General features: G+C 53.2%; 19 protein-coding genes. 6 read left to right on the top strand and 13 right to left on the bottom strand.

Features of this window, described 5'->3' with window-relative positions:
* The first annotated feature begins 55 nt into the window (after positions 1–55).
* Both H2508_RS14515 and H2508_RS14510 read left to right on the top strand, forming a co-directional pair.
* The gene (locus H2508_RS14515) at positions 56–979 is read left to right on the top strand and encodes a histone deacetylase family protein (RefSeq protein ID WP_182175335.1); all 924 of its coding nucleotides are present in this window, start codon (positions 56–58) and stop codon (positions 977–979) included.
* A gap of 129 nt (positions 980–1,108) precedes the next feature.
* Positions 1,109–2,575 (top strand): RimK family protein, encoded by a 1,467-nt coding sequence (locus H2508_RS14510; RefSeq protein ID WP_182175333.1) that lies wholly within the window; start codon positions 1,109–1,111, stop codon positions 2,573–2,575.
* Between the two features lie 90 nt (positions 2,576–2,665).
* Here the strand turns inward: H2508_RS14510 and ilvN are convergent, their stop codons facing one another.
* Both ilvN and H2508_RS14500 read right to left on the bottom strand, forming a co-directional pair.
* Positions 2,666–3,169, bottom strand: a complete 504-nt coding sequence (ilvN, locus tag H2508_RS14505) for an acetolactate synthase small subunit (RefSeq protein WP_182175331.1) — start codon at positions 3,167–3,169, stop codon at positions 2,666–2,668.
* Between the two features lies 1 nt (position 3,170).
* On the bottom strand, positions 3,171–4,916 hold the full coding sequence (locus H2508_RS14500; RefSeq protein WP_182175329.1) for an acetolactate synthase 3 large subunit: 1,746 nt from the start codon (positions 4,914–4,916) through the stop codon (positions 3,171–3,173).
* A 694-nt stretch (positions 4,917–5,610) separates the two neighbouring features.
* On the opposite strand from H2508_RS14500, the gene H2508_RS14495 reads away from it, so the two are divergent.
* Positions 5,611–6,069 carry a DUF4124 domain-containing protein gene (locus H2508_RS14495; RefSeq protein ID WP_328799386.1) on the top strand — a complete coding sequence of 153 codons (459 nt, stop codon included), beginning with the start codon at positions 5,611–5,613 and terminating at the stop codon, positions 6,067–6,069.
* A gap of 49 nt (positions 6,070–6,118) precedes the next feature.
* Here H2508_RS14495 and clpB read toward each other — a convergent pair whose 3' ends face one another.
* From clpB to rluD, 3 genes are all read right to left on the bottom strand, one after another.
* The gene (gene clpB / locus H2508_RS14490; RefSeq protein ID WP_182175327.1) at positions 6,119–8,695 is read right to left on the bottom strand and encodes an ATP-dependent chaperone ClpB; all 2,577 of its coding nucleotides are present in this window, start codon (positions 8,693–8,695) and stop codon (positions 6,119–6,121) included.
* A gap of 114 nt (positions 8,696–8,809) precedes the next feature.
* Positions 8,810–9,574, bottom strand: a complete 765-nt coding sequence (gene pgeF / locus H2508_RS14485; protein ID WP_220463799.1) for a peptidoglycan editing factor PgeF — start codon at positions 9,572–9,574, stop codon at positions 8,810–8,812.
* A complete protein-coding gene (rluD, locus tag H2508_RS14480) occupies positions 9,552–10,526 on the bottom strand; it encodes a 23S rRNA pseudouridine(1911/1915/1917) synthase RluD (RefSeq protein WP_182175325.1) in 975 nt (324 codons plus the stop codon). The genes pgeF and rluD overlap by 23 nt, the downstream gene beginning before the upstream one ends.
* A gap of 91 nt (positions 10,527–10,617) precedes the next feature.
* Here rluD and H2508_RS14475 point away from each other — a divergent pair, with 91 nt between their 5' ends.
* Complete coding sequence (locus tag H2508_RS14475) at positions 10,618–11,499, top strand: outer membrane protein assembly factor BamD (protein ID WP_182175451.1); 882 nt, start codon at positions 10,618–10,620, stop codon at positions 11,497–11,499.
* 33 nt (positions 11,500–11,532) lie between these two features.
* On the opposite strand, the gene H2508_RS14470 is transcribed toward H2508_RS14475, so the two are convergent.
* Positions 11,533–13,164, bottom strand: a complete 1,632-nt coding sequence (locus H2508_RS14470) for an NAD+ synthase (protein WP_182175323.1) — start codon at positions 13,162–13,164, stop codon at positions 11,533–11,535.
* Positions 13,165–13,382: 218 nt separating this feature from the next.
* Between H2508_RS14470 and H2508_RS14465 the strand changes: the two genes are divergently transcribed.
* Positions 13,383–15,002: a sensor histidine kinase gene (locus H2508_RS14465; protein WP_235965415.1), complete on the top strand. Its 1,620-nt coding sequence runs from the start codon at positions 13,383–13,385 to the stop codon at positions 15,000–15,002.
* Between the two features lie 9 nt (positions 15,003–15,011).
* The gene (locus tag H2508_RS14460) at positions 15,012–16,397 is read left to right on the top strand and encodes a sigma-54-dependent transcriptional regulator (protein WP_182175321.1); all 1,386 of its coding nucleotides are present in this window, start codon (positions 15,012–15,014) and stop codon (positions 16,395–16,397) included.
* 65 nt (positions 16,398–16,462) lie between these two features.
* Here the strand turns inward: H2508_RS14460 and H2508_RS14455 are convergent, their stop codons facing one another.
* The 7 genes from H2508_RS14455 to ispH all read right to left on the bottom strand — a co-directional run bounded on the left by H2508_RS14455 (position 16,463) and on the right by ispH (position 23,916).
* Positions 16,463–16,936, bottom strand: a complete 474-nt coding sequence (locus H2508_RS14455; RefSeq protein WP_182175319.1) for a type IV pilin protein — start codon at positions 16,934–16,936, stop codon at positions 16,463–16,465.
* Positions 16,933–20,148: a pilus assembly protein gene (locus H2508_RS14450; protein ID WP_182175317.1), complete on the bottom strand. Its 3,216-nt coding sequence runs from the start codon at positions 20,146–20,148 to the stop codon at positions 16,933–16,935. The genes H2508_RS14455 and H2508_RS14450 overlap by 4 nt, the downstream gene beginning before the upstream one ends.
* Positions 20,102–20,623 (bottom strand): PilX N-terminal domain-containing pilus assembly protein, encoded by a 522-nt coding sequence (locus H2508_RS14445; RefSeq protein WP_182175315.1) that lies wholly within the window; start codon positions 20,621–20,623, stop codon positions 20,102–20,104. Before H2508_RS14445 ends, H2508_RS14450 begins: the two co-directional genes overlap by 47 nt.
* Complete coding sequence (locus tag H2508_RS14440) at positions 20,613–21,596, bottom strand: PilW family protein (protein ID WP_182175313.1); 984 nt, start codon at positions 21,594–21,596, stop codon at positions 20,613–20,615. Before H2508_RS14440 ends, H2508_RS14445 begins: the two co-directional genes overlap by 11 nt.
* 40 nt (positions 21,597–21,636) lie before the next feature.
* A complete protein-coding gene (pilV, locus tag H2508_RS14435) occupies positions 21,637–22,248 on the bottom strand; it encodes a type IV pilus modification protein PilV (protein WP_182175311.1) in 612 nt (203 codons plus the stop codon).
* Positions 22,248–22,808: a GspH/FimT family pseudopilin gene (locus H2508_RS14430; protein WP_182175308.1), complete on the bottom strand. Its 561-nt coding sequence runs from the start codon at positions 22,806–22,808 to the stop codon at positions 22,248–22,250. The genes pilV and H2508_RS14430 overlap by 1 nt, the downstream gene beginning before the upstream one ends.
* A 157-nt stretch (positions 22,809–22,965) precedes the next feature.
* The gene (gene ispH / locus H2508_RS14425; RefSeq protein WP_182175305.1) at positions 22,966–23,916 is read right to left on the bottom strand and encodes a 4-hydroxy-3-methylbut-2-enyl diphosphate reductase; all 951 of its coding nucleotides are present in this window, start codon (positions 23,914–23,916) and stop codon (positions 22,966–22,968) included.
* Positions 23,917–23,924 lie beyond the last annotated feature (8 nt).

The following is a 23,924-nucleotide window of genomic DNA, read 5'->3' as shown; positions in this document are numbered from 1 at the left end:
TGATTGGGCAGGGATTTCCTGCTCGATAATTATCGGTCCCAATTGGAGTGTCATCATGCCCATTGCCTATATCAGCCACCCAGAATGTGCACTGCATGATATGGGACCACATCCGGAGCAGCCCGCGCGCTTGAGCGCCATAGAGCAACGATTAATCGACAGTGGCTTAGACCAACACTTACAACATCACCTAGCTCCAGAAGTTGATCAGGCACTACTGGCACTGGCCCATGACCCCGCTTACCTTGCGCAATTGCGGCGCATGGCCCCCGACTCAGGGCTGGTCCAGCTCGACCCCGACACATCCATGAACCCGCACAGCCTGTCAGCGGCGCTGCACGCTGCCGGCGCCAGCCAACTCGCTGTCGACTTAGTGATGCAGGGCAAGACCAAGCAAGCTTTCTGCGCAGTGCGCCCCCCAGGACATCACGCCGAGCGAGGTCGAGCAATGGGCTTTTGCCTGCTCAATAACATCGCCCTGGCCGCCTACCATGCACTGCACAACCACGGCCTGAAGCGAGTCGCCATTGTCGATTTCGATGTCCATCATGGCAATGGCACCGAAGATATCGTGCAAGGTGATGAGCGCATTTTATTTTGCTCCACCTTTCAACACCCCTTTTATCCCCACTCAGGCTCACAGCCATCAGCAGACAATGTGATCAACACCCCCCTGGCAGCAGGTAGCGACAGTAAAGACTTTCGCAGCGCTGTGGAGAGGGATTGGCTGCCAGCCTTAGAGGACTTCAAACCCGAGCTGCTATTGGTTTCCGCTGGCTTTGACGCGCACCAAGAAGATGAGATGGCAAACTTGAACTTAGTCGATGAAGACTTTGCCTGGGTAAGCCGTAAGATCTTTCATCAGGCCGAACGCAGTGCTGCTGGCAGAATCGTCTCCAGCCTTGAGGGCGGCTATCACCTTCAAGCGCTAGCGCGCAGCGTAGAGGCTCATTTAAGGGCCTTTCTCAGTGACGCTTAAAAGGCGCCTTTTGAGCTCGATATGACGGTACTTTGACAGCCTATAAGTGGCGGCGATTGACTCCGCGACAGCTCTGACAAATACTCCGCCACAGCCCCGCAGTTCGCGGATTGACTGGATATAGCTTGCATGTCTCAAACACTGATCGTCATCGATAACCACAGCGACTGGGCTCCTTATTACCCCAGTGATCAGGTCATTAGTTTTGCCGACTATATGAACGGTCAATACCCCCAAGGGCAAACTCGCACACGAGTGATTAACTTAAGCCGCAGCTTTGGCTATCTGTCCGCGGGCTATTACTGTTCGCTACTGGCCGAAGCTCGGGGCCATAAAGTGATCCCTTCGGTGCGCACGCTAAACGACTTGAGCAAGCGCTCCCTGTATCGTATCCACATCGACGACTTTAGTCAGAGCGTATACAAAGCACTTAAAAGTGCCGATACCAGCAGCGAAATACCGCTGATGAGCTATTTTGGCCACACGCCGGATCCACGTTTTCATGAACTCTCGCAAAAGTTGTTCGAATCCTTTCCCTGTCCTATTCTCGAAATCACCTTGCGCTTTCGCAAGCAGTGGGAAGTCAGCAATCTTAAACCGCGCTCGCCAAAAGGCTTGAGTGAAGCGGAGGAAAACGATTTTGCAACGGCGCTGGATGAGTTCAGTCGCAAGGTGTGGCGCAAGCAACGCGAGCAAAAAACAGCCCGCTATGACCTAGCGATTCTCTGCGACCCAGATGAGGCAATGCCCCCCTCTGACAAAACTGCCTTAAAACGTTTTGTTAAAGCCGGCAAAGATTTGGGCATTGACGTAGAAATAATCAGCCAGCGGGACTATTTACGCCTGCCTGAGTTCGATGGCCTACTGATTCGCACCACTACAAATATCGATCACTATACCTATCGCTTCGCCAAAAAAGCCGAAAGTGAAGGACTCGTGGTAATTGATGACAGCAGCTCGATTTTGCGCTGCACTAATAAAATCTATTTGGCTGACCTGTTTCGCACCCACAAAGTGCCCTCGCCCAAGACTGTCGTACTGTACCGCGATCAACCCGGCCAACTAGAGGCCCTCGGTGAGGAGCTAGGCTTTCCTATTGTGGTTAAAATTCCTGACGGCGCCTTTTCTAAAGGCGTTGAAAAAGCAGCCAACCTCAGCGAGCTGCGCAGTATTAGCAAGCGTTTGTTCCAGCGCTCCACGCTACTGTTAGCACAGGAGTTTTTGTATACCGATTTCGACTGGCGCATTGGTATTTTAGACCGCAAGCCACTCTATGCCTGCCGCTATTATATGGTCAAAGATCACTGGCAGATTTACCGCCACGGGGACAAAACAGATTCTGGCGGTTTCGACACCCTGCCGACTTTTGAAGTACCTCCTGCTGTTCTAGATGCTGCGCTACGGGCCACACGACCAATTGGCGACGGCTTCTACGGCGTCGACATCAAGGAAAGCCAAGGTAAAGGCTACGTTATTGAGGTCAACGACAACCCCAGTATCGATAGTGGCGTAGAAGACAAATATCTAGGGCAGGAGCTCTACAACATTATTATGGCCACCCTGCTCAAGCGCATGGAAGCTAAACGGGGTCACTAAGCGGGCCAAAATTTTCGTCTGAACCTTTATGACAGAGCATAAAAAAAGCGGCCATCGGCCGCTTTTTTATTTTCGCTGTAGGATCAAGCGCTAGGAGCTCTTTAGTCGCAGCACTTTCTCTCCGCGGGCAATCCCAGCTATACCAGAACGCACGACTTCCAGGATTTCCATTTCACTCATGGCCACGACGAATGAGTCTAACTTCTCGCCGGTGCCGGTCAGCTGGATGGTGTAGACACTCGGGCCTACATCCACAATCTGCCCTCGGAAGATGTCAGTGGTCCGCTTCACTTCATCGCGCTGAACACCGCCCACAGCGCGGACTTTAATCAACATCATGTCGCGTTCGACATGGGCTCCTTCACTGAGGTCAACCAGCTTGACTACATCCACTAGCTTATTGAGCTGCTTGGTGATTTGCTCAATAGTTTTGTCATCGCCTTCGGTGGTCAAGGTCAAGCGTGACAGAGTGGCATCCTCGGTCGGTGCTACGTTGAGGGTCTCAATGTTATAGCCACGCTGTGAGAACAGACCCACTACCCGCGACAATGCCCCGGGTTCGTTTTCCATCAGAATGGATATAATTCGTCGCATCTTAGGTCCTCTCATTCTTGCTCAACCACATATCTTTCATGGAGCCGTTCGGTGCGATATGCATCGGATACACATGCTCCATTCGGTCAATAAAGATATCGAGGAATACCAGTTTATCTTTCATGGCAAAGGCTTCTTCCATCTTCGCATCCAGCTCAGACAATTTAGTAACCTGTATGCCCACGTGGCCGTAGGCCTCCATCAACTTCACAAAATCTGGCAGTGAATCTTCATAGGTACTCATGGCATAACGCCCTTCGTACTGCATGTCCTGCCACTGCTTAACCATCCCCAGATAGTTATTGCGCAGATTGATAATCTTCACCGGGGTTTTGTACTGAGTGCAGGTCGACAGCTCCTGAATATTCATCTGAATACTGCCCTCACCGGTCACGCAGGCAACATCTTTATCAGGAAAGGCCAATTTGGCACCAATCGCTGCTGGCAGACCAAAACCCATGGTGCCAAGGCCACCCGAGTTGATCCAGCGGCGCGGCTGATCAAAGCGGTAGTACTGCGCCGCAAACATCTGGTGCTGACCCACATCGGAGGTCACATAGGCATCGCCCTGGGTGACTCGATACAGGCTCTCAATCACCTGTTGGGGCATAATGCTGTCGCTCTCGCCGTAGCGACGGCCAGTCCACAAGCCATGCTTATCGCGCCACTCATCGATCTGTTGCCACCACTTTTGCAGCGCTGCTGCATCTGGCAGCTGCGGATCTTTCTTCTGCAATAGGGCAACCTGCTCCATCAAATCACTGAGCACTGATTGCACCGGACCGACGATAGGTATGTCGGCACCAACGGTTTTAGATATCGAGGTCGGGTCGATATCAATGTGGATAATTTTGGCGCCGGGGCAGAACTTAGACACCGTATTCGTCACGCGGTCATCAAAGCGTGCACCGACGGCCAAAATCACATCGGAGTGATGCATGGCCATGTTGGCCTCGTAGAGACCGTGCATGCCAAGCATGCCCAAGAACTGTCGGTCGGTACCCGGGTAAGCACCCAAGCCCATCAGGGTATTGGTCACGGGGTAGTTGAGCTTTTGCGCCAACTCGGTGAGCAGAGCACTGCCCTCGCCCTGAACAACACCGCCTCCGGCATAAATCATCGGCCGCTTAGCTGATAGTAGTAGGCGAGCAGCCTTTTTAATCTGACCACTGTGACCGCGCTGCGCCGGTGAGTAAGAACGGATTTTGACCGACTCAGGGTAGTGGTACTCGAACTTGAGGTCGGGGCGAGTTGCATCTTTAGGAATATCGATAACAACCGGTCCTGGGCGGCCTGAAGTCGCTAGGTAAAAGGCTTTTTTAATGGTTGCGGGGATATCTTCCGGGTTGCGCACCATAAAACTGTGCTTAACGATGGGACGCGAGATACCGACCATATCGGTTTCTTGGAAAGCGTCTTCGCCAATCAAGTGACTAGCCACCTGACCAGAGAGCACTACCATAGGAATAGAATCCATATAGGCTGTAGCAATACCGGTGACCGCGTTGGTCGCGCCGGGCCCGGAAGTCACTAACACGACACCGGGCTTGCCGGTGGCGCGGGCATAACCATCAGCAGCATGGGTGGCTGCCTGCTCGTGCCTTACCAGTACATGGGGAACCTTGCTCGACTTAAACAAGGCGTCATAAATATGTAACACCGCGCCACCGGGGTAGCCGAAGATATACTCAACTCCCTCGTCTTCCAGTGCGCGGGCGATCATCTCACCGCCGGACAACATCTCCACGATACGTCTCCTGATAACAAAACGCCCCGCCGCGTAACCCTCGGCGTTGCAGTTCCGATTCAATGTGTGGACGAAAGCTGGAAGACACCTGAACCGGTGCCTGGCAGGCAACGCCACCCCCAATGCAAGCACAACACATCGCTCGCGAGCCAATCCTGACTCTGCTTTAACAAACAAGCATAGACCCGAAGGGGTAAACCCCTAGGCCTACCCACAAAGACTCTTTCCAGGAAAGAAACGATCACGGAGGCGTGTATCGGTTGCCATGCGGGGTAGCGCAGTATTTGGCCCTCAGCCCCTCCAATACGAAGGGTGCCAATATGGGGACCTACAAGCAGCTGCTGCGAACTATTGTGCGCGACAGTAGACCAGAGGCCGAGGGTACTCAGCGTGAGTCGTTGCCACTTGCAAGACAAAATATATTGTTGGCGCAGCTGTAGGCAAAGTCAACTCCCAATGCCATAAGATGGTGATAGTGCCAATAAGGGCCGACAAGCCGCCCTTGTTGGGCGCGTGTTCATTGCAGAAGGGCAGGCGCTTGCGCTAGCTTTAACTCTGAGCTTGTTATGCTTGTCAATTTGACCCTGAGCAGTGATCAGCCTAAAAAGATGAATGACCAAGCCTAAGTTTTCTATAAGCTACTCAGAGTGGGCAGCGATTAACACAAGTGTAGCCAGTTAAAGAGGATAGCCGCGTGCACAGGACAGCTTTTCTAGCAGCGCCGATATGCTTGGGCTTACTATTATTGGCGCTAGGCTCATCCGCTGCTTCTGCTCAGGTCTACTATCGCTGGATAGACGAACGCGGCAACCTCGCACACAGTGATCGGCCACCCCAGGGCTTTGACTACGAAGTGATTGCAGCACGCAGCCCTCTAAAACGCGTTGTACGAGCCAAGGAAGGCGCAGTACCTGCTGAAATCACTCCCCGGGCGGGAAACCGATTCGAGCCTGTGGAGCGCAATAGTGCTGACCAGATAGCCAAAAAGAATCCCGAGCTATGTGCACGTGGGCGCTCAAATCTCAGCATCTTAAATTCGCGCTCAGATATCAGGCTACGCGATAATAATGGCGAATTACGTTTTTTGAATGAAGAGGAAAAGTCGGCGCAACTTGCTCAAGCGCAAGCGATGATTAAAGCACACTGCCCCTAAAATAAATCAGGGCCCCGAAAGGCCCTGTTTTATTTTGGCAGCTAGCAACTTAGCGCTTGGAAAACACCGTAGCCTCACCGTCTAGATCGACAGTAATCGTGTCTCCTGCAACATATTCACCAGAGAGAATACGCTGCGCCAGTGGGTTCTCCAGCTCCTGCTGAATCGCCCGCTTAAGGGGACGCGCACCATAGACCGGGTCGAAGCCCATCGCGGCCAAATGATCCATGAAGGCCTCAGAAATCGACAGCTTGAGCTCACGCTCTTGCAAGCGCTCCTTAAGACCTTGCAGCTGAATATCCGCAATGCTGCGAATCTGTTCGGCGGCCAAGGGATGAAACACTACCGATTCGTCCACGCGGTTAATAAACTCTGGACGGAAGTGGCTAGCCACCACCCCCATCACCGCAGCCTTCATCGCTGGGTAGTTGCCCTCCGCAGCCATTTCCTGGATCAGATCAGAGCCGAGGTTAGAGGTCATCACGATCACTGTGTTGCGAAAATCCACGGTGCGACCCTGACCATCAGTCAGGCGACCGTCTTCAAGTACCTGCAACAAAATGTTAAAGACATCAGGGTGAGCCTTTTCCACCTCATCGAGCAGCAATAGTGAGTAGGGGCGACGGCGCACTGCCTCAGTCAAGTAACCGCCCTCTTCATAACCCACATAACCTGGGGGCGCACCAATCAATCGCGCAACAGAATGCTTCTCCATGAACTCCGACATGTCGATGCGGACCATGGCCTGCTCTGAATCAAACAAAAACTCTGACAGGGCTTTACACAATTCTGTCTTACCCACACCGGTGGGACCAAGGAACAAGAAAGAACCATTGGGCCGGTTTGGATCGGACAGTCCCGCACGCGATCGTCGCACAGCATTAGACACCGCGGTAACCGCCTCATCCTGCCCGACTACCCGCTCATGCAGAGAGTCTTCCATACGCAGTAGTTTCTCGCGGTCACCCTCCAACATTTTAGAAATGGGGATACCGGTCCAACGCGATACGACTTCTGCCACCTCTTCTTCGGTAACCTTATTGCGCAGTAGGGTGCGCTCAACATTTTCAGCCTCATGGGCAACTGCCAGCTTTTTCTCCAGTTCGGGCATTAAGCCGTACTGCAGTTCAGACATGCGAGTTAAATCACCGGCACGGCGCGCAGACTCCAGCTCCATGCGGGCTTGCTCCAACTCGCTTTTAATCTGCGCTGCTCCCTGCAGGGAAGCTTTTTCTGCCTTCCAAACTTCTTCTAAATCAGAGAACTCACGCTCAACTTTTTCGATTTCGCTGGCCAGCAACTCCAACTGCTTTAGGGCGGCTGGGTCTTTGTCTTTTTTCACTGCCTCACGCTCAATTTTGAGCTGGATAAGGCGTCGCTCCAAACGGTCCATGGCCTCTGGCTTGGAGTCGATTTCCATGCGTATCCGGCTGGCGGCCTCATCCACTAGGTCAATGGCCTTATCCGGCAGTTGGCGGTCAGTGATGTAGCGCTGGGATAATTTTGCCGCCGCGATGATGGCACTGTCGGTAATATCTACTCCATGGTGCACTTCATAACGTTCTTTCAAGCCGCGCAGTATGGCGATGGTGTCTTCTTCATTGGGTTCTTCCACCAATACTTTCTGGAAGCGGCGCTCCAAAGCAGCATCTTTTTCTACGTGCTCGCGGTACTCATTGAGGGTGGTCGCACCCACACAGTGCAGCTCACCACGGGCCAGTGCTGGCTTTAACATGTTGCCAGCATCCATAGAACCCTCGGCCTTACCGGCCCCGACCATGGTGTGCAGCTCGTCAATAAACAGGATGATGCGACCTTCCTGTTTACCCAACTCATTGAGCACCGCCTTTAAGCGCTCCTCAAAGTCACCACGGAACTTGGCACCTGCTAACAGGGCGCCCAAGTCCAAGGATAGAATACGCCGGCCTTTGAGCCCTTCGGGCACTTCGCCATTGATCACCCGCTGAGCTAGGCCTTCAATGATTGCGGTCTTACCGACCCCTGGCTCACCAATCAACACTGGGTTGTTTTTGGTGCGGCGCTGCAGCACCTGAATAGTGCGTCGAATTTCGTCATCGCGACCAATAACAGGGTCTAGCTTGCCCTGTTCAGCAAGCTCTGTCAGATCGATGGTGTACTTATCCAATGCCTGTCGCGACTCTTCTGCTTCAGGGTTATTCACCGCTTCACCTCCGCGCACTTCATCGATAGCTTGTTTTAAAGCAGCGGCTGTCACGCCATGCTTCTTCAACAGCTCGCCTGCAGCGGTCTTACTTTCCAACATAGCCAGTAGCACCAGCTCGCTGGAGATATAACTGTCCCCGCCTTGCTGCGCCAGCTTATCGGTGACGTTTAAGATTCTGCCCAGATCCTGGGATAGATGGACATCGCCATTGTTGCCACTGACTGTCGGCAGGGCATCAATCGACTTATTTACGGCATTGCTCAAGCCTGCGATGTCTGCTCCGGCTTTTTGCAGCAGTGGGCGAGCAGCACCACCACTTTGCTGTAGAAAAGCTGCCAGCAGGTGCTGCGGCTCGATAAAGTTATGGTCCCGTCCTAGGGCCAACGATTGCGCATCTGCCAGCGCTGTCTGTAATTGGTTAGTGAGTTTATCCATTCGCATAGCTACTTATCTCCTTCAGCCACGGCGCTGATGCGCGCTTGCTGTTTATCTCTGCCTATATCAATGGGGGCAAATACCCACAGTTCAAGTAGGGTTATAGAGCTGATGAGATATCTAGGGAAGCAGTGCGATAACAGAGGCCATGCGGCCGGTTTCACCATCGCGGCGATAGGAGAAAAAACGTTGGCTGTCGCTATAAGTACAGGCCTCACCACCATAAATATGCTGGACACCCATTCTCGACAAGCTGATACGGGCCAGAGCGTAAAGATCGGCAAGATAGTGCTGCTCGCGCTGTGCTGGCCTAAAACACTGCGCCAGGGCTGAGTGCTCAGCGGAGGACTTTGCTCGGGCCAAAAACATAGCCCGCAGTTCTGGCCCCACCTCAAAAGCAGCTGGGCCTATTGCCGGCCCCAGCCAAGCTAATAGCTCAGTGGCATCTGTGGCCATAGCAGATACCGTAGCTTCTAAAACACCATCTAATAAGCCGCGCCAACCGGCATGAGCAGCAGCCACCACGGTGGCGCTTTGGTCGCAAAACAGCACGGGCAGACAATCCGCAGTCAGCACCGCACAGGGCAGCGCGCGCTGGGTGGTCCAGCAGGCGTCGGCAATTGGTTCAGGCTGAGGACTTGGAAGTTGTACCACTGCGCTGCCGTGCACCTGTTGCAGCCACTGACAAGGCCCGACTTCCTCACCGAGGCTGGCTGCCAATAGAGCGCGGTTCTGACTCACTGCGGCCGCCCTATCGTCAACATGCTGGGCAAGGTTTAGCGATGTATAAGCCCCTTCACTGTAGCCACCTTGCCGGGTGCTGCAAAACGCCCGCACCCCCGCCGGCGCCGGCCAATCGGCCTCAATAAGCTCGATCTGAGACATGGGCTGGGTCTTCTCGCTCCAGAACATCCAGTAAAGCTGCCATATCCTCGGGTAAAGGACAGTCAAAATGCATCGTCTCGCCAGTGCTTGGGTGCACCAGACCCAAGGCTTCCGCATGTAAAGCTTGGCGCCGGAAGCCTCTGAGCGCTTCAATCAATTCGTCTGAAGCCCCTTTTGGAATACGCGGCCGACCACCGTAGACTGGGTCACCGATGAGGGGATATTTGCGGTGCGCCATATGGACTCGAATCTGATGTGTACGCCCAGTTTCCAAATTTACCGCTACACGGGTGTGATGGCCAAAACGCTGTTTAATGCGGTAGTGAGTTATCGCGGGCTTGCCACCAGTGACCACCGCCATTTTTTTGCGCTGTCTTGGATGGCGCCCCATCGGAGCATCAATCGTGCCCCCGCCAGTCATAGCGCCGATACAAACCGCGCAGTACTGCCGCTTCACACTGCGCTCCTGTAGCTGGGCTACTAGGCTATGGTGGGCCGGTAGGTTTTTTGCTGCCACCATTAAACCGGAGGTTTCCATATCCAGGCGATGCACAATCCCCGCCCGAGGCAGTTGCGCCATCGCCGGCACCCGATTTAATAAGGCATTAACTAAAGTGCCATCGGCATGACCAGCCGCCGGATGAACCACTAAGCCGGCGGGCTTGTTTAACACCAAAATACTGTCATCTTCGTAGATAACATCCAGCTCGATGTCCTGAGCCTGCCAGTTAACTTCATCTTCTAGCTCGGCGACGAGCTGCAAAGCCGCGCCAGAGCGGACTTTGTCGCGGGGACGACAAGTTTTCCCGTCCATCACTAGCTCGCCACGCTTGATCCAAGTCTGCAGCCGCGAGCGTGAATATGCCGGAAATAATTGCGCAGCCGCCTGGTCCAGACGCTCCCCATCCAGCTCTGTTGAGATCACTGCCTGCTCTCGGATAATTTCCGCCATCACAATACCTGTTTAAGCACTTGCTTCACTGTGGTTAAATACGTTTCCAATATTCCAATTACAGTCTAACACGCTAGCGGTCACCAACTTGTTGAAATCACTGAAAATCATTGCCTCCCTTTTACTAGCAGCTAGCCTTGTGGCCTGCTCGAGTAACGATGAAATGTCCGATCTCGGCGCCGATGCCGGCGAGCAGCAGATGTATATGGAGTCGCAGCGCTATCTCAATAGTCGTAATTTTGACTTGGCAGTGCGCAGTTTGCAGCTGCTAGAGTCGCGCTATCCCTTCGGCAAATATGCCGAACAAGCCCAATTAGAGCTGATCTACGCCCACTATAGTGCTTATGAGCACGAGGCGGCGGTGGAAGCGGCTGATCGTTTTATTCGCCTGCACCCACAGCACCCCAATGTCGACTACGCCTATTATATGAAGGGCTTGTCTGCCTATAGCGCCAACCAGAACATCTTTGCTCGCTTTTTACCCACTGACATCACCAAACGCGATACCAGTCAGGCGAAAGAGGCCTTTGCTGAGTTCGCTCAGTTGCTGTCACGCTACCCCAACAGCCCCTATGCGGCCGACGCTAAAGCGCGCATGCTGCAGCTGCGCAACTTATTGGCCCGCCATGAAATCAACGTCGCCAACTATTATTTCCGTCGCGGCGCCTATCTCGCCGCAGTGAACCGAGGCCGCTTTGTGGTGGAGCACTTCCAGCGCACCCCAGCAGTAGCCGATGGCTTAGCCGTCATGGCCCAAGGCTACATCTTGCTAGGCATGAATGATTTGGCCCAAGATTCTATCGATGTCCTCGCGCTGAACTACCCGGATCATCCCTCCCTGAACGACAAAGGGGAGTTCGACAGCGTTTACAGCTTAGATGGGATCCAGCGCTCCTGGATTAACAAAGCCAGCTTTGGCCTCTTCGATCCACCGGAGCCGCCGCAGTTTGATAACCGCTTAGCTTACGAATAAAACTCAGGCCAGCCACCAGCTCGAACAAGGGCCTTAGTCTCCTAAGGCCCAGCCTGATGTAATGGGATAGCGCCGGTCTCGGCCAAAGCCCCGCTGACTAATACGCACCCCTATGGGCGCTTGGCGCCGCTTATACTCATTGAGGTCAACCAGCCGCAGCACCCGATAGACATCTTGTGTATCCATGCCGGTGGCAATAATTGCCGAAGCGCTATAGTCCTTCTCCACATAAAGCTCCAAAATACGATCGAGTACCTCATAAGGAGGCAAGCTATCCTCGTCTTTTTGATCAGGCGCTAGCTCGGCAGAAGGCGCGCGCTCGATAACGCGCTCAGGAATGCAGGGACCCAAGCTATTGCGGTAGCGGCAGAGCTCGTACACTAGCGTTTTAGGCACATCCTTGATCACATCAAAGCCGCCGGCCATGTCGCCGTAGAGCGTCGAGTAGCCCACTGCTAACTCACTTTTATTGCCGGTTGTCAGCACTAACAAGCCTTTTTTGTTAGAAATCGACATCAGCAGCACACCGCGACAACGAGCCTGCAGGTTCTGCTCGGTAGTATCTGGCTCAAGACCAGCAAACTCCTCACGCAGTGCCTCCATAAAGCTTTCATACATCGGCTCAATAGAGATCACCTTATGCTTAACCCCCAAGGTCAGAGACTGCTCGGCGGCATCTTCCACACTAATCTGCGAGGTATAGCGAAAAGGCATCATCACTGCTTCCACCCGCGCCGGCCCCAGCGCGTCAACGGCTAAAGCCAAGGTCAAAGCAGAGTCAACACCGCCGGAAAGCCCCAGCACTACGCCGCGGAACTGGTTTTTGTTGACGTAATCGCGCAAGCCCAGCACCAGGGCATGCCACGTTGCAGCCAGCTCATCCAGCGGCTTGGCGACATCCAGACCACTCAGCTCAACCACGCCCTCCTTGCGCCGGGCCTCTAACCAATACTCACCTTCGTTAAAGTTAGGCGCAGCAGCGCAGACATCGCCACTTGCAGATACTGCAAATGAGCCACCATCAAACACCAGCTCATCTTGCCCCCCTACCTGATTCACATAGACCATCGGGATGCCCGTCTCACGAGCCCGATCGCCCATCCAGCGCCAACGCTGATCCCGTTTGCCCCGGTGATAGGGCGAAGCACTGATATTGATCAACAGTTCAGCACCCTTTGCTGCAGCCTCTTTACTGAGCTCTGGGTCCCACACATCTTCACAAATGCTCAGACCTACAGCTAGCCCTGCAATTTTCACAACACAGGACTCAGTGCCCGACTGAAAATAACGCTTTTCATCAAACACTTGAAAATTGGGCAGCCGCTGCTTGCAATACTCGACGATTAACTCACCGCGATGTAGTACCCCTGCCGCGTTATACAGTGCATGGCCGATGCGTCGCGGGTAGCCAACTATCAGCCAGCCATCCCCTGTCATAGCCGCTTTGATCTGCTCCAAAGCCTTATCGACCCGAGTTTCTACACTAGGTCGCAGCAGTAAATCTTCTGGCGGATAACCACTGAGGGTGAGCTCGGGAAAAATCAGCACAGGCTCTTGTCGCTCTGCTTCGGCCCGCTTGAGGGTCTCAATCACCTTCTGTGTATTGCCCTCAAAATCACCTACTAGGGTATTCATTTGGGCCATAAGAATGTTCAGGGTTGTCATTGCTTTAATCTGCCTATGTCTCACTGCCAGTATGTATTTTCAAGTAAAGCGCGAGCCATAGCCAGCCCTAGCGAGTTCAGCAAGGAGAGCACAGGGAATCAAGCCAGCCCGCGCCATTTGCCACGGAGTCCTGATAGACTATCGGCAAAGAATAACTCGGCAAAGTCCAAGGCAGTCTGCTTGGACGCTTATCGACAACAGTAAGGGATCGACCCAACTTGACCCAGCCTTCGCTAGCGACTCAAAGTAGAGCCTATCGGCGCAGCAAACAGCGCCGCACGCTGTTTCGCATTTATGTCGCCTACCGCTCGCTGCTATCCCTTGTACTGTTGCTGATGTGGATTAGCCCGAACACAAGACAGTTAGTCGGTGGGCTTAACCCCTCACAATACAGCTTCGTGGCCACTGTCTACTTTGCTAGTACTATTGTCTTGATCGCCTCCTTATCAGCCAGCTGGTATCACCATCAGCGCTATCTTTTTACTGTCTTTCTAGTCGATATTGCGGCCATTATTATTCTGGCGGACGCCAGCGGTGGCATGGTGAGCGGCTTGCCTATCTTACTGGTGATTACGGTGGCAGCCAGTGCAGTAATGATCAGTAACAGCACAATCGCCACCTTGGTTGCGGCGCTATCAGTGCTGGCTGTTTTATTGCTTACACTGCGCCTAATTGTCATTCAGCAAGCCAGCATCAATGAACTATTCCCCGCTGGACTACTGGGGCTGCTGCTCTTTGTGGTATCGCTGCTTGTACAGGCCATTGCCAGGCGCCTAAGCCGTGTTGAAGACTTAGCGCAACGTCGCGCCAGCGACCTCTACAACCTGCAGCGCTTGAACGAACAAGTGGTGCAGCATATGCAGACGGGTATTTTACTGGTCAACTCTGAACGCTTGGTTCGGGTAATGAATAAAGCTGCAATCGATCTGCTGGCCCCAGGGCGCTCAGTGACATCGCGCCATCTACACGAATACAGTGATCAACTGGCAGAGCAATTTGAGCACTGGAAAAGTACTGGCCAGCATCGAGCACAACCCTTTTCGGTACATGGCAGCCCGACACTGGTGATCGCTAACTTCCGTGACTTGCGCTCTGAAAATAGTGGCGAAGCGATCATTTTTATCGAGGACTATACGCCGATCACACAGCATGCACAGGCGCTTAAGCTGAGCTCTCTGGGTCGCCTGACTGCCAGCATCGCCCATGAAATCCGCAATCCCCTGGGCGCCATCAGCCACGCTGCACAGCTATTGCAGGAATCAGAAGCCCTAGCCACTGCAGACCAGCGTTTAGCTGACATTATTCAAGAACACAGTAGCCGAGTGAATCGCATTGTCGAAAACGTGATGCAAATTTCTCGCCGAGAGCCACCCAAACCCGAGTACCTACTATTAGGAGAGTGGTTGCTGCGCTTTGTCGAGGACTATCTCGACACTCTCCACCGCGACGCAGAAGTTAGCGTAGACTGTGATTACCGCGACTTAGTCATCGAGTTTGACCCGGAAAATCTACGCCGCATACTCAGTAACTTATTGGATAACGGCTTACGGCACAGTGCCTTGCACAAGGGGCAAGAGCGGGCTCACATTGAGGTCAGTTTAAACGAAGACACTGAACAGTGTTTAATTGACGTGATTGATGAAGGCCCAGGTGTAGCACCGGAGGATGAAGAAAAACTTTTCGAGCCCTTTTTTACCACAGTCGAATCGGGCAGCGGGATGGGCCTATATCTCTGCAAAGAACTCTGCGAGATCAACAACGCGACGCTGAACTACCTAAGGACCAAGGAAGGGCAAAGCTGCTTTCGCCTAGCGCTGAATAAACGCGCTTTAAATTAGACTGGAACCATGACTCAAACCGTACTTATTGTTGATGATGAACCCGCGATTCGCGAGCTGCTGGAGATCACTCTCAGCCGGATGGGTCTAAATACACAAAGTGCCGCCACGCTCAGCGAAGCCCAATCTGCACTCCGACAGGAGCAAGCGGATCTCTGTCTCACCGACATGCGCCTTCCCGATGGCAATGGCATCAGCTTGGTTGAGCTGATCCAGCGCGACTATCCCAACTTACCAGTCGCCATGATCACCGCCCACGGCAGTGTCGAGACTGCGATTACTGCTCTTAAAGCAGGTGCTTTTGACTTTATCACTAAGCCCATTGAGCTAGAGCGACTGCGCACACTTGTCAGCAGTGCCCTGCGCCTAAGCGACTACAGCGGGACTGACGGTGAGCCAAGCAGTGATGATGCAAAGACCGCACAACTCATTGGCAACACAGCCGTTATTAACACTTTGCGCCAGCAAATACACAAACTCGCCCGCAGTCAGGCGCCGGTACACATTCATGGGGAGTCAGGCAGCGGTAAAGAAGTGGTGGCCAGATTAATTCATCAGCACGGGCCGCGAGCAGAGGCTGCTTTCATCGCCGTAAACTGTGGCGCTATACCAGCCGAGCTAATGGAAAGTGAGTTATTCGGACACGTAAAAGGCAGCTTTACCGGCGCAGCCAAAGACAAGCTTGGACTATTTCAAAGCGCCAATGGTGGCACACTATTTCTCGATGAGGTCGCCGATCTACCGCTTGCAATGCAGGTCAAACTGCTGCGCGCCATTCAAGAGAAAGCCGTGCGCCCCGTCGGCGGTAATGAAGAGCTGGCGATTGATGTTCGCATCCTCAGTGCAACACATAAAAACCTGGCTGATGAAGTCGCTGCGGGACGCTTTCGCAACGACCTGTACTACCGTATTCATGTCATTGACCTGCAAGTGCCTAGCCTGCGGGAGCGCTTAGACGATCTACCTGCTCTGTCTGAAGCTATTCTCTCTCGCATCAGCGCTGACAGCCCTGGCGGCCCCGCCACACTGAGCAACTGCGCACTGGAGGCGATGCACAATTACCACTTCCCTGGCAACGTCAGGGAGCTGGAGAATATTCTTGAGCGGGCCTGGGCACTGAGTGAAGGCCGCCAGATTGAGGCATCTGATCTGCAGTTTGCCAGCGGCCCCAGTAGCAGCTCTGCTGCTTCTAGTCTCAGTAATTTAGCTGCCCCAGCACTGGCAATTGAAGAGGCCTTTGGCAATCTTGAAGCTTATCTAGAAGATATCGAGCGACAAGTCATCAGTGCTGCGCTGGAGCAATGTCGCTGGAATAAAACTGCCACCGCCAAATTACTCGGCATCAGCTTCCGCAGCCTGCGCTATCGCCTACAAAAGTTACAGCTGGATGACTAGCGCAATGCTTCAGTCAGCAATCAGCCCTAAGGATCGGCGTAGGAAAACATCATGTGCCTCTTGCGCTACCAGCATTCCTTCACACTAGCGGGCTTAGAAGCGCGCAGGCCTTTGCCAGTCAAGCTTAAGGAAGCACAGCGAGTATCTTTAGCCTGAGCCAACTGCGGCACAGCTTGCAAACGGTAATCGTAGGGGTCGTCTTTATCTGGCTCTAAAGAAATAATATAAATGCGATCAGGCGCAGTGACTGCAACCTCATCGCCACTCTCATTGATTGCAGCGGGAGAGGCACTAAAGCCCAGACTGTGCAACTCTGTCGCATACTGCCTATTGTTAATAAAAAACTGCTCTTGGCGTGTCCGCAGCGCTTCCAGTGCTGAGCTTGCTACTGTGCGCTTGGTTTTTAACACCTGCTGTTGATAACTTGGCAAAACGACAAGTGATAAAAAACTAATAATGGCCAAGACAATCAGCACTTCAAGTAGTGTAAAGCCTGGGCAGCCGGGGTCTTTGAGGCGCCACTGCGCTGTGCTTTTCATAACTTATCAATATCAGTCTCTCGCCAATAAAGGCGAAACAAGCCCCGATCGGGGATGACATAGAGGCTATCCAAGCCCTTGCTATGCCCGCCCTCTGTTTCACCCAGGCTTGCTCCGCCACCGGGGAGTAAGAGCGTGTCGCCGATAAGACTGACGCTGGGCGGAATACCCGGCCCTATGCTATAAAAACGCTGACTGCCATAGGCAGCACTACCGTCTTTCAGGTTGACAACATAAAGCAAGCCGCGACCAAGATCTGGCTCACAAGCATCGACCTTTGTGGGTGCTACAAAAGAAGTAAAGAACACTTTTCCCCCCACAGTGAGGGGACTGGATAAACCTTTTTCTCCAGGTTGTTTGAGCTCAATACGCCAGCCGTTATGAGCAGCGCCTTCACAGGCACTCTCACTACCCAAGACGCAGTCACTGCGACTCACTAAATCACTGCGCTGTAGCGCTTGGCGGGATCTCGTGGCAGGGTCTCCTGAGCTTAAGAGATAGTCTTTAAGATAGAACAGCTCATTTACCACAGATGTTTTTCTAGGATCCGCCCGATCGCCGCTGGCAATCAGTATTCCGTCAAAAGGCTGCCCATCGGCGCCTCGCACTTGCACTACATCCGGCGCATGGAAGAAACGACGGTCCCCATCTGGCTCATTAGTGCCAAGTTCGGCTAGCTTACTCAGCGACCAATTCTTAGCCCGGTGGTCATGGGCATCTCCAGGGGGTAAATCAACACGCCACAGGGCACCGCCAGTATCCCCCACATACAGCCGGTGGATATTGCCGCTGTTATCACGCAGAGCGGTGACACTCGAAGGAATACTGTGCAGCAAATCACTGTGCTCGAAATGCCTGTTACTACTGACACCCGTCGTGCCAGGCACCGCTTTCCAAATTAAAGCCCCGCTACGCGCGTTAACGATGTAAATAGCATTACCGATATCATCCGTATCAGCGCCTGCATCTTTGCCGATCTTAGCGCTAAAGTCTGCCTTCCAACCTCCGTTGTAACCACCGGCAAACACAACAACATCCTGCGTTGTAGCAGCGTATTTAACACGCCCCACGACCGGCTCAGAAAAACTTAACGCGAGGTGATCAAAATCACCGCCCTCCGTTCGCGAAACTTTCCAGCGCAGGATAGGTGGCACACTGGGATCGCTGACATCTAAAGCGTAGTAACTTGAGCCTCCTCGTCGCAGACCAAAATAGACCAAAACCTCATCCCCATCAGCAGCCCGCAGGTGCCCATCCTGATTCACGTCACGTGTCATAGCCACGGCAGCACCATCAACGCCATAAGACATATACCTAGCAGCACGTGTATTAGCCCGCTTGTGTGCCAGTATGCCCAGAGTATCTCTGGGCAAAAACCCGTAGAGCTCTCGCCCACTAGGCTGACCACTGCTACTGCTGCTTTCAAGAACATGAAAAATGCCGTCACCGCTGCCAAAGAACACGCGCACATTCGGTTCCTCGGCACTGTAACCTGGTGTGGCACCGTAATTTATTGCGAGCGGGCGAGAGTGCAATACATCGCCTAAGATCCACGGGCGCGGATCACTTCGACTGCCATCATTATCAATATCATCACGATCCTGCCCTCGCGCCCAACGGATCATGTCGAGTGTTTCCTCTACCGAAGCTGTAGCTAAATCCGAGGGCAGATCTGGCAGCAAGCTCAGTGTGGCAAGCGTTGCATTGAAGGGCAGCAAAAGATTGTCTGTGCCATTGGTAAGCAGCGCGGGCTCTGTATAGAGCTGGCGGCTGAACTCGCTATTACTATCACCGAGCTCATCGCCGCTGCTTGCTATAAAACCGGGAATTTTTTGGCCGGCCCCACCCCGGGTCACTACTCGCCCATCGGCACCCTCAGGCACATCAGAACTAGTTGCAGGCGGCAAACTGCTAACATCTGTCCAAAAACTCAGTGCGTCAAAACGGATCTGAACTCGCTGATCAGCAGTTGTTTCAATAGCTGTTGTACCCTTCACATCAACGATGCCGCTAAATTCGTCTCTTGCTGCTCCGCTCTCACTACTTGTTCGAGTCAGCTTTAAGCGTTTAATGTTTCCAGGCCAGCTCACTTGATCCTGTGCTTCAAACAATGGCACATACAGTTGATCGAGTGACTCACCCCACACTGACATAGGCATTGGCGCAGATGGGGCAAGCAGCGTGCTCGAAGTGTTCACCGCCTGCTCCATCACTGATATCAAAGCCTGCTCTAAGTCTTGTGGCGCAGCAAGACTCAAGGGCGTCGTTGTCCCAGCTACCTGCGCTAAACTGCTAGTGCTCTGATGCTCGCCCGGGACCACCAGCCATGTTTTCTCAAGACTTTGCCGGCCATTGACCCCCGGCAGTAAATCCCTATCTGCCTCATGCAAAACCTCTAGGACCTGTTCTATGGAACTGAGTCCGGCCGCAGGAAAGGCTGTGGCTATGTCTTGTAGATCTAGTGGAACTGCTGCATTTAGCTCTGTTTCGCTCTGCATACTCATCAGCAGCGACAGCAAACGGGGGCATGCCTCTGGGTCACTAAAGGGTGAGCGGTAAAAGGCTCCATCTATAATCGCTGCATCATAACTGGGCTGCTCACTGCCCTGGAAATTGCCTTTACTTTGATTGCCATACAGCACTGCTTCGCCATTTAAATAGTGGTACCACTCAAGGTATGCCGCTACCGGATTAAATTTATGCGGCTCATCGGCATCCATCTGTTCAGGCAGGGCTGATAAAATATTGATCAAGTCCTTCCGCGCTGTAGCCACAGGCTGGTAGCCAGATAACAAACTAGCGCCCTGCCCCCAGTTGGAAACGCCGATTGCAAGCTGGAGTCCGTCCAGTTCTGGCCTCTCTAGCACTGCAGCGAATACCGCCCGAAACAGGGCTAGGCGAGTCACCGGCGAATTCTCAGCCGCGCCCAGTTCGATGAGCTTGTCATAGGCCGCGGGGCTCAGGTAAGGCGGCGCGCAATCTTCAGTCCTCGCACACACTGTCTCAAATGCCTGCTCACTGACATCCAAAATTAAAAACAAATACGGCTGGCTTGACGGCCCTTCACTCAGGTAAATATCAATATCATCGGCCGATGCCATAGCCGCCGTCACCGCCAATACAATCACTCTGATCAGTTGCTGCTTCATCTCCAACTCCCTGCCACTACTGCGCAGAAACTCGCCGCGCGATACCCTCCACCACTCTGGCATGACCTTGCCTTACTGAGCGGCCATCCACTTCTGCAGACACCTCAAATAATGCGAGATCAAAATGCCGGCTACTGATGGCACTCTGCTCGGCGGCTCGATATGGCAAGCTATCGAGCAGTAATGGCCCTTTACGCTGGACCTGATAGTGCAAAGCAACGCCATCGGGCACGGCCTCAGTAGACATAGCCACTGCTAAAGTATTTTCGTCACAGACACTGGCGCTATCACATAAGCTGTGACCAATGCCGCCATATAAAGGAAAGTTAGCTTCGCTCTCGATAAGCGCACTCACCACCGCTTGGGCCTTCTGAGATGCCGCTTGGCGAAACTGCTCGTTACCTGCCATCTGCAATTGCAAAGTGCTAGTGCGAGCCACGGTGCTAGCTACTATTGCCAATAACAGCAGGAACACCAAAGACAGCAATAAGATAGCTCCTTGCTGCTGGTGCTTAGCTTGTAACAAGCTAGTCATCATTCCAGCTCTGCCTGAGCGCTAGTGAATTTCGCAGCTGAACCGAACGTGAGTAAACTTGCCTCAAGTAAGCATCGTTAAATGCGGGATAGGTTTTTTGACCCAGCTGATAGACTTTGCTGTTGTGGTAGCCCGCAATGGGCTGCAAGCTGCGCAGCAGTAAATACAACTTAGCTATTACCGAGCGCTCGAGCTCGGTAGCGCTCGGGCTGGCCGTATAGTAATTGGCAATCCCATCGCCATCGCTGTCGACACCAAACTCTAGGTGTAAACTCTGCAGCCCCTCAACCAAACACTCAACAGGCCCCATGCTGTTAGCTGACAGGCGCTCGGTACACAGCGTGGGCACTGCATCACCCTTATTTGAATAGCTGCGAATAAAAAAGATATTGGCGTAAACTTCCCAATAATCTACAGCGGAGTCCGCTGCCATATCGGCACTAGGAAAATTTTCATTTTCAGCAATATATCGCCAACTCAGCTCTGCGCCATAATCGGCAACTCGCAAATACCACTGACTCTCTTTTGCCCCGCTAAGACCGGCAGGCAAAACACCGTTTTCAAGGCTTGGCTCAGTGGCTGTGCGCTTAATAGCTAAGATATCCGTGCCAGGCTGAATATCTTTGGCAACAGAGCCTAAACAACCCAAGGCAAGTTCGTTGACTGTGAGCAAGCTTGCCGCAGCGCCCTCTTTAATTAAGTCCAAGGCAGGCACAGGCGACAGGGCCCAAGCCTTTGCAGCACCACAACTTGGTGCTGTCTGAGGTAGCAGCTGTGAAAAAATATGATGCTGACCAGCAAAAAAATTGGCGAGGCTTAACTCCCGCGACAATAGACTCAAGGCAAAGCGGCCATTTTCCTGCATGCGCGCCATCTCATCCTCGATCAGAAAGTTTCGTTTACTCTCGAGATAAACCACGATTAAGGCCGCGCTCAGTAGCAGCCCTAAGACCATCGCCACCAACAACTCAAGCAATGAGTATCCCCACGAGCTATCTGGGCGCAGCCTATGCATCTCAAGGTTTCCCAATATAGGTATTGAGAACGAGCAAGCGGCGCTGTCGATCAGCATCGCCATACAAACCTTGATTTGTGCCACAATCTGAAGCGTAGCTGTCATCGCTGCTATTTGCTGCGGTGATCAGCTCTGTGCCGCGCCAAGCGATTGCCACCGACACTTCACCAGCACTGTGGTTAACGCATGCACGCGGCTCGACCAATCCAGCACTGTTGAACGCGGCGCCACCTAGCTTGAACTCTGCCGTTCGCCCGAGTAGGGCTTGGTGCCAGTCGTAAAGATCGTAGCGGGCTAGTTGATCTGCAGCGCAACTCTGCTGTGCACAGTTCACAGCGGCGCTCAGTGTGCTAGTTGTGCCAAGTTCACTGACGCTGTAAGCATCAAGCTGAGTCGGATTGCTGCGCATTCGCTCCAGTAAATCTCTGGCCAAGTTTGTCGCCACTGTGCGCTGAGCGGCTTCAAAAGCAGCTTGCTTAGCCGCCAGCTGCATCCTCATTAAACCGAGTAATCCAAGCGCCAATACCAACATGGCAATCAGTACCTCTATCAATCCAACAGCGCGCTGCCCCTTGGCTTTGTAACAGCTAGCACTATGGATTCGCCGATTCATCACACAGTGCTCGGACAGCTGCCCCAATTGCGGGCCAAGCGCGCACGGCCCACTTGATTGATCACCACACTCCAGGTGTCACTCGACCTAGCAGAACAGACCATCATTGTTAGGTTGCCTTGGGCTGTGCCATCAGCAAAGTAAGTAAAGCTGCTATCTAGCAGCGCTGTGCCACTGCGCTTACTCAACCAATATCCATCTGGCATCGGCTCAAAGGCCCGGATGAGCTCCGCCTGCTCCACTTTAGAGCCCGCTTTTCGGCCGGCACCGGCAAATACGAGCCAGCCATCACGGTAGTCACCGTCACACTTGAGCTCCTGCGAGCGACTGTATGAAGAAGGACACAAGCTAATCGGCAAATTGCGCGCCACAGCTTCAGAACGGGCTAAATTGATCGCGAGCTGCACCCGAGCCGCCTCGGAACGAAGCCGTGTCGCCTCTATCACATTGCGCATCGGTGTCGCAGTGACCATGACGACGATCGACAATACCGCTAGCACTATTACTAGCTCGATGAGAGTCAAACCCGCGCAAGGGGCAGCGGGAAACTTCCTGCTCACTGGGCACCTCCAATATCACTGTGCTCATGCCGGTAAGGGAAGCTTAAGCCAAGTAAGAGGAAGCGCCAGAAAAAGGAATAATATGACGAAAGCCGCCCACTAATGGCGGCTAATGAGAACTAAGAGAAGAAAGGCCCTGCAGGCAAGGCCGAGAGTCTTAGAGGTTTTTAGCGATAATTCGTAATTCTTTAGGTAGGGTGAAGGTCACATTTTCAGGGCGCCCTGGCAGTTCTTTAGGGGCATTAGCGCCGAGTGCTTGCAGGCCATCAACGACCTCTCGCACTAAGACTTCCGGTGCCGAAGCGCCCGCTGTAATACCGATCTTTGTTTTGCCTGACAACCAATCTGGATTGATATCTTCGGCACCATCAACTAAGTGTGCCTCTGCACCCATGCGCTCTGCTAGCTCTCGCAGACGATTAGAGTTTGAGCTGTTGGGCGAGCCCACTACCAAGACCAAATCACAATCAACGGCCAGTTGCTTAACTGCGTCCTGCCGGTTCTGGGTGGCATAGCAGATATCGTTTTTGCGCGGCCCTTCTATTTTGGGGAAGCGCAAACGCAATGCATCAATCACCCGAGCCGTATCATCCATCGACAGCGTCGTCTGTGTGACATAGCACAATTGATCAGGATCGCGCACCTCCAGTGCCATAGCCTGAGCTTCATCTTCTACCAGATAAATTTCGCCACCGGCGCTGTGGTCGTATTGGCCCATGGTGCCTTCAACCTCGGGGTGGCCACGGTGGCCAATGAGCACACATTCGCGCCCCTGAGTACTGTAACGCGCCACCTCCATATGCACTTTAGTAACCAGTGGACAGGTAGCATCAAAGACTTTCAGGCCGCGCTGTTCGGCGTCAGCGCGCACCGCTTTGGACACTCCGTGAGCACTAAATATCACTATTTTATCGTCGGGTACTTCGTGGAGCTCTTCAACAAATACCGCCCCACGATCGCGCAAATCCTCCACCACAAATTTGTTGTGAACCACTTCGTGGCGCACATAAATCGGGCTTCCGAACAGCTCCAAGGCTCGATTAACAATATCGATGGCGCGGTCGACACCGGCGCAAAAGCCGCGCGGGTTGGCAAGCTGAATATCCATAATCTTAG

Origin of the sequence: Sediminihaliea albiluteola, from assembly GCF_014077625.1 — a bacterium.
Classification (GTDB): Bacteria; Pseudomonadota; Gammaproteobacteria; order Pseudomonadales; family Halieaceae; genus Sediminihaliea; species Sediminihaliea albiluteola.
Note: the sequence above shows the minus strand (reverse complement) of the source record. Positions and strands in the feature narration are given on the sequence as shown.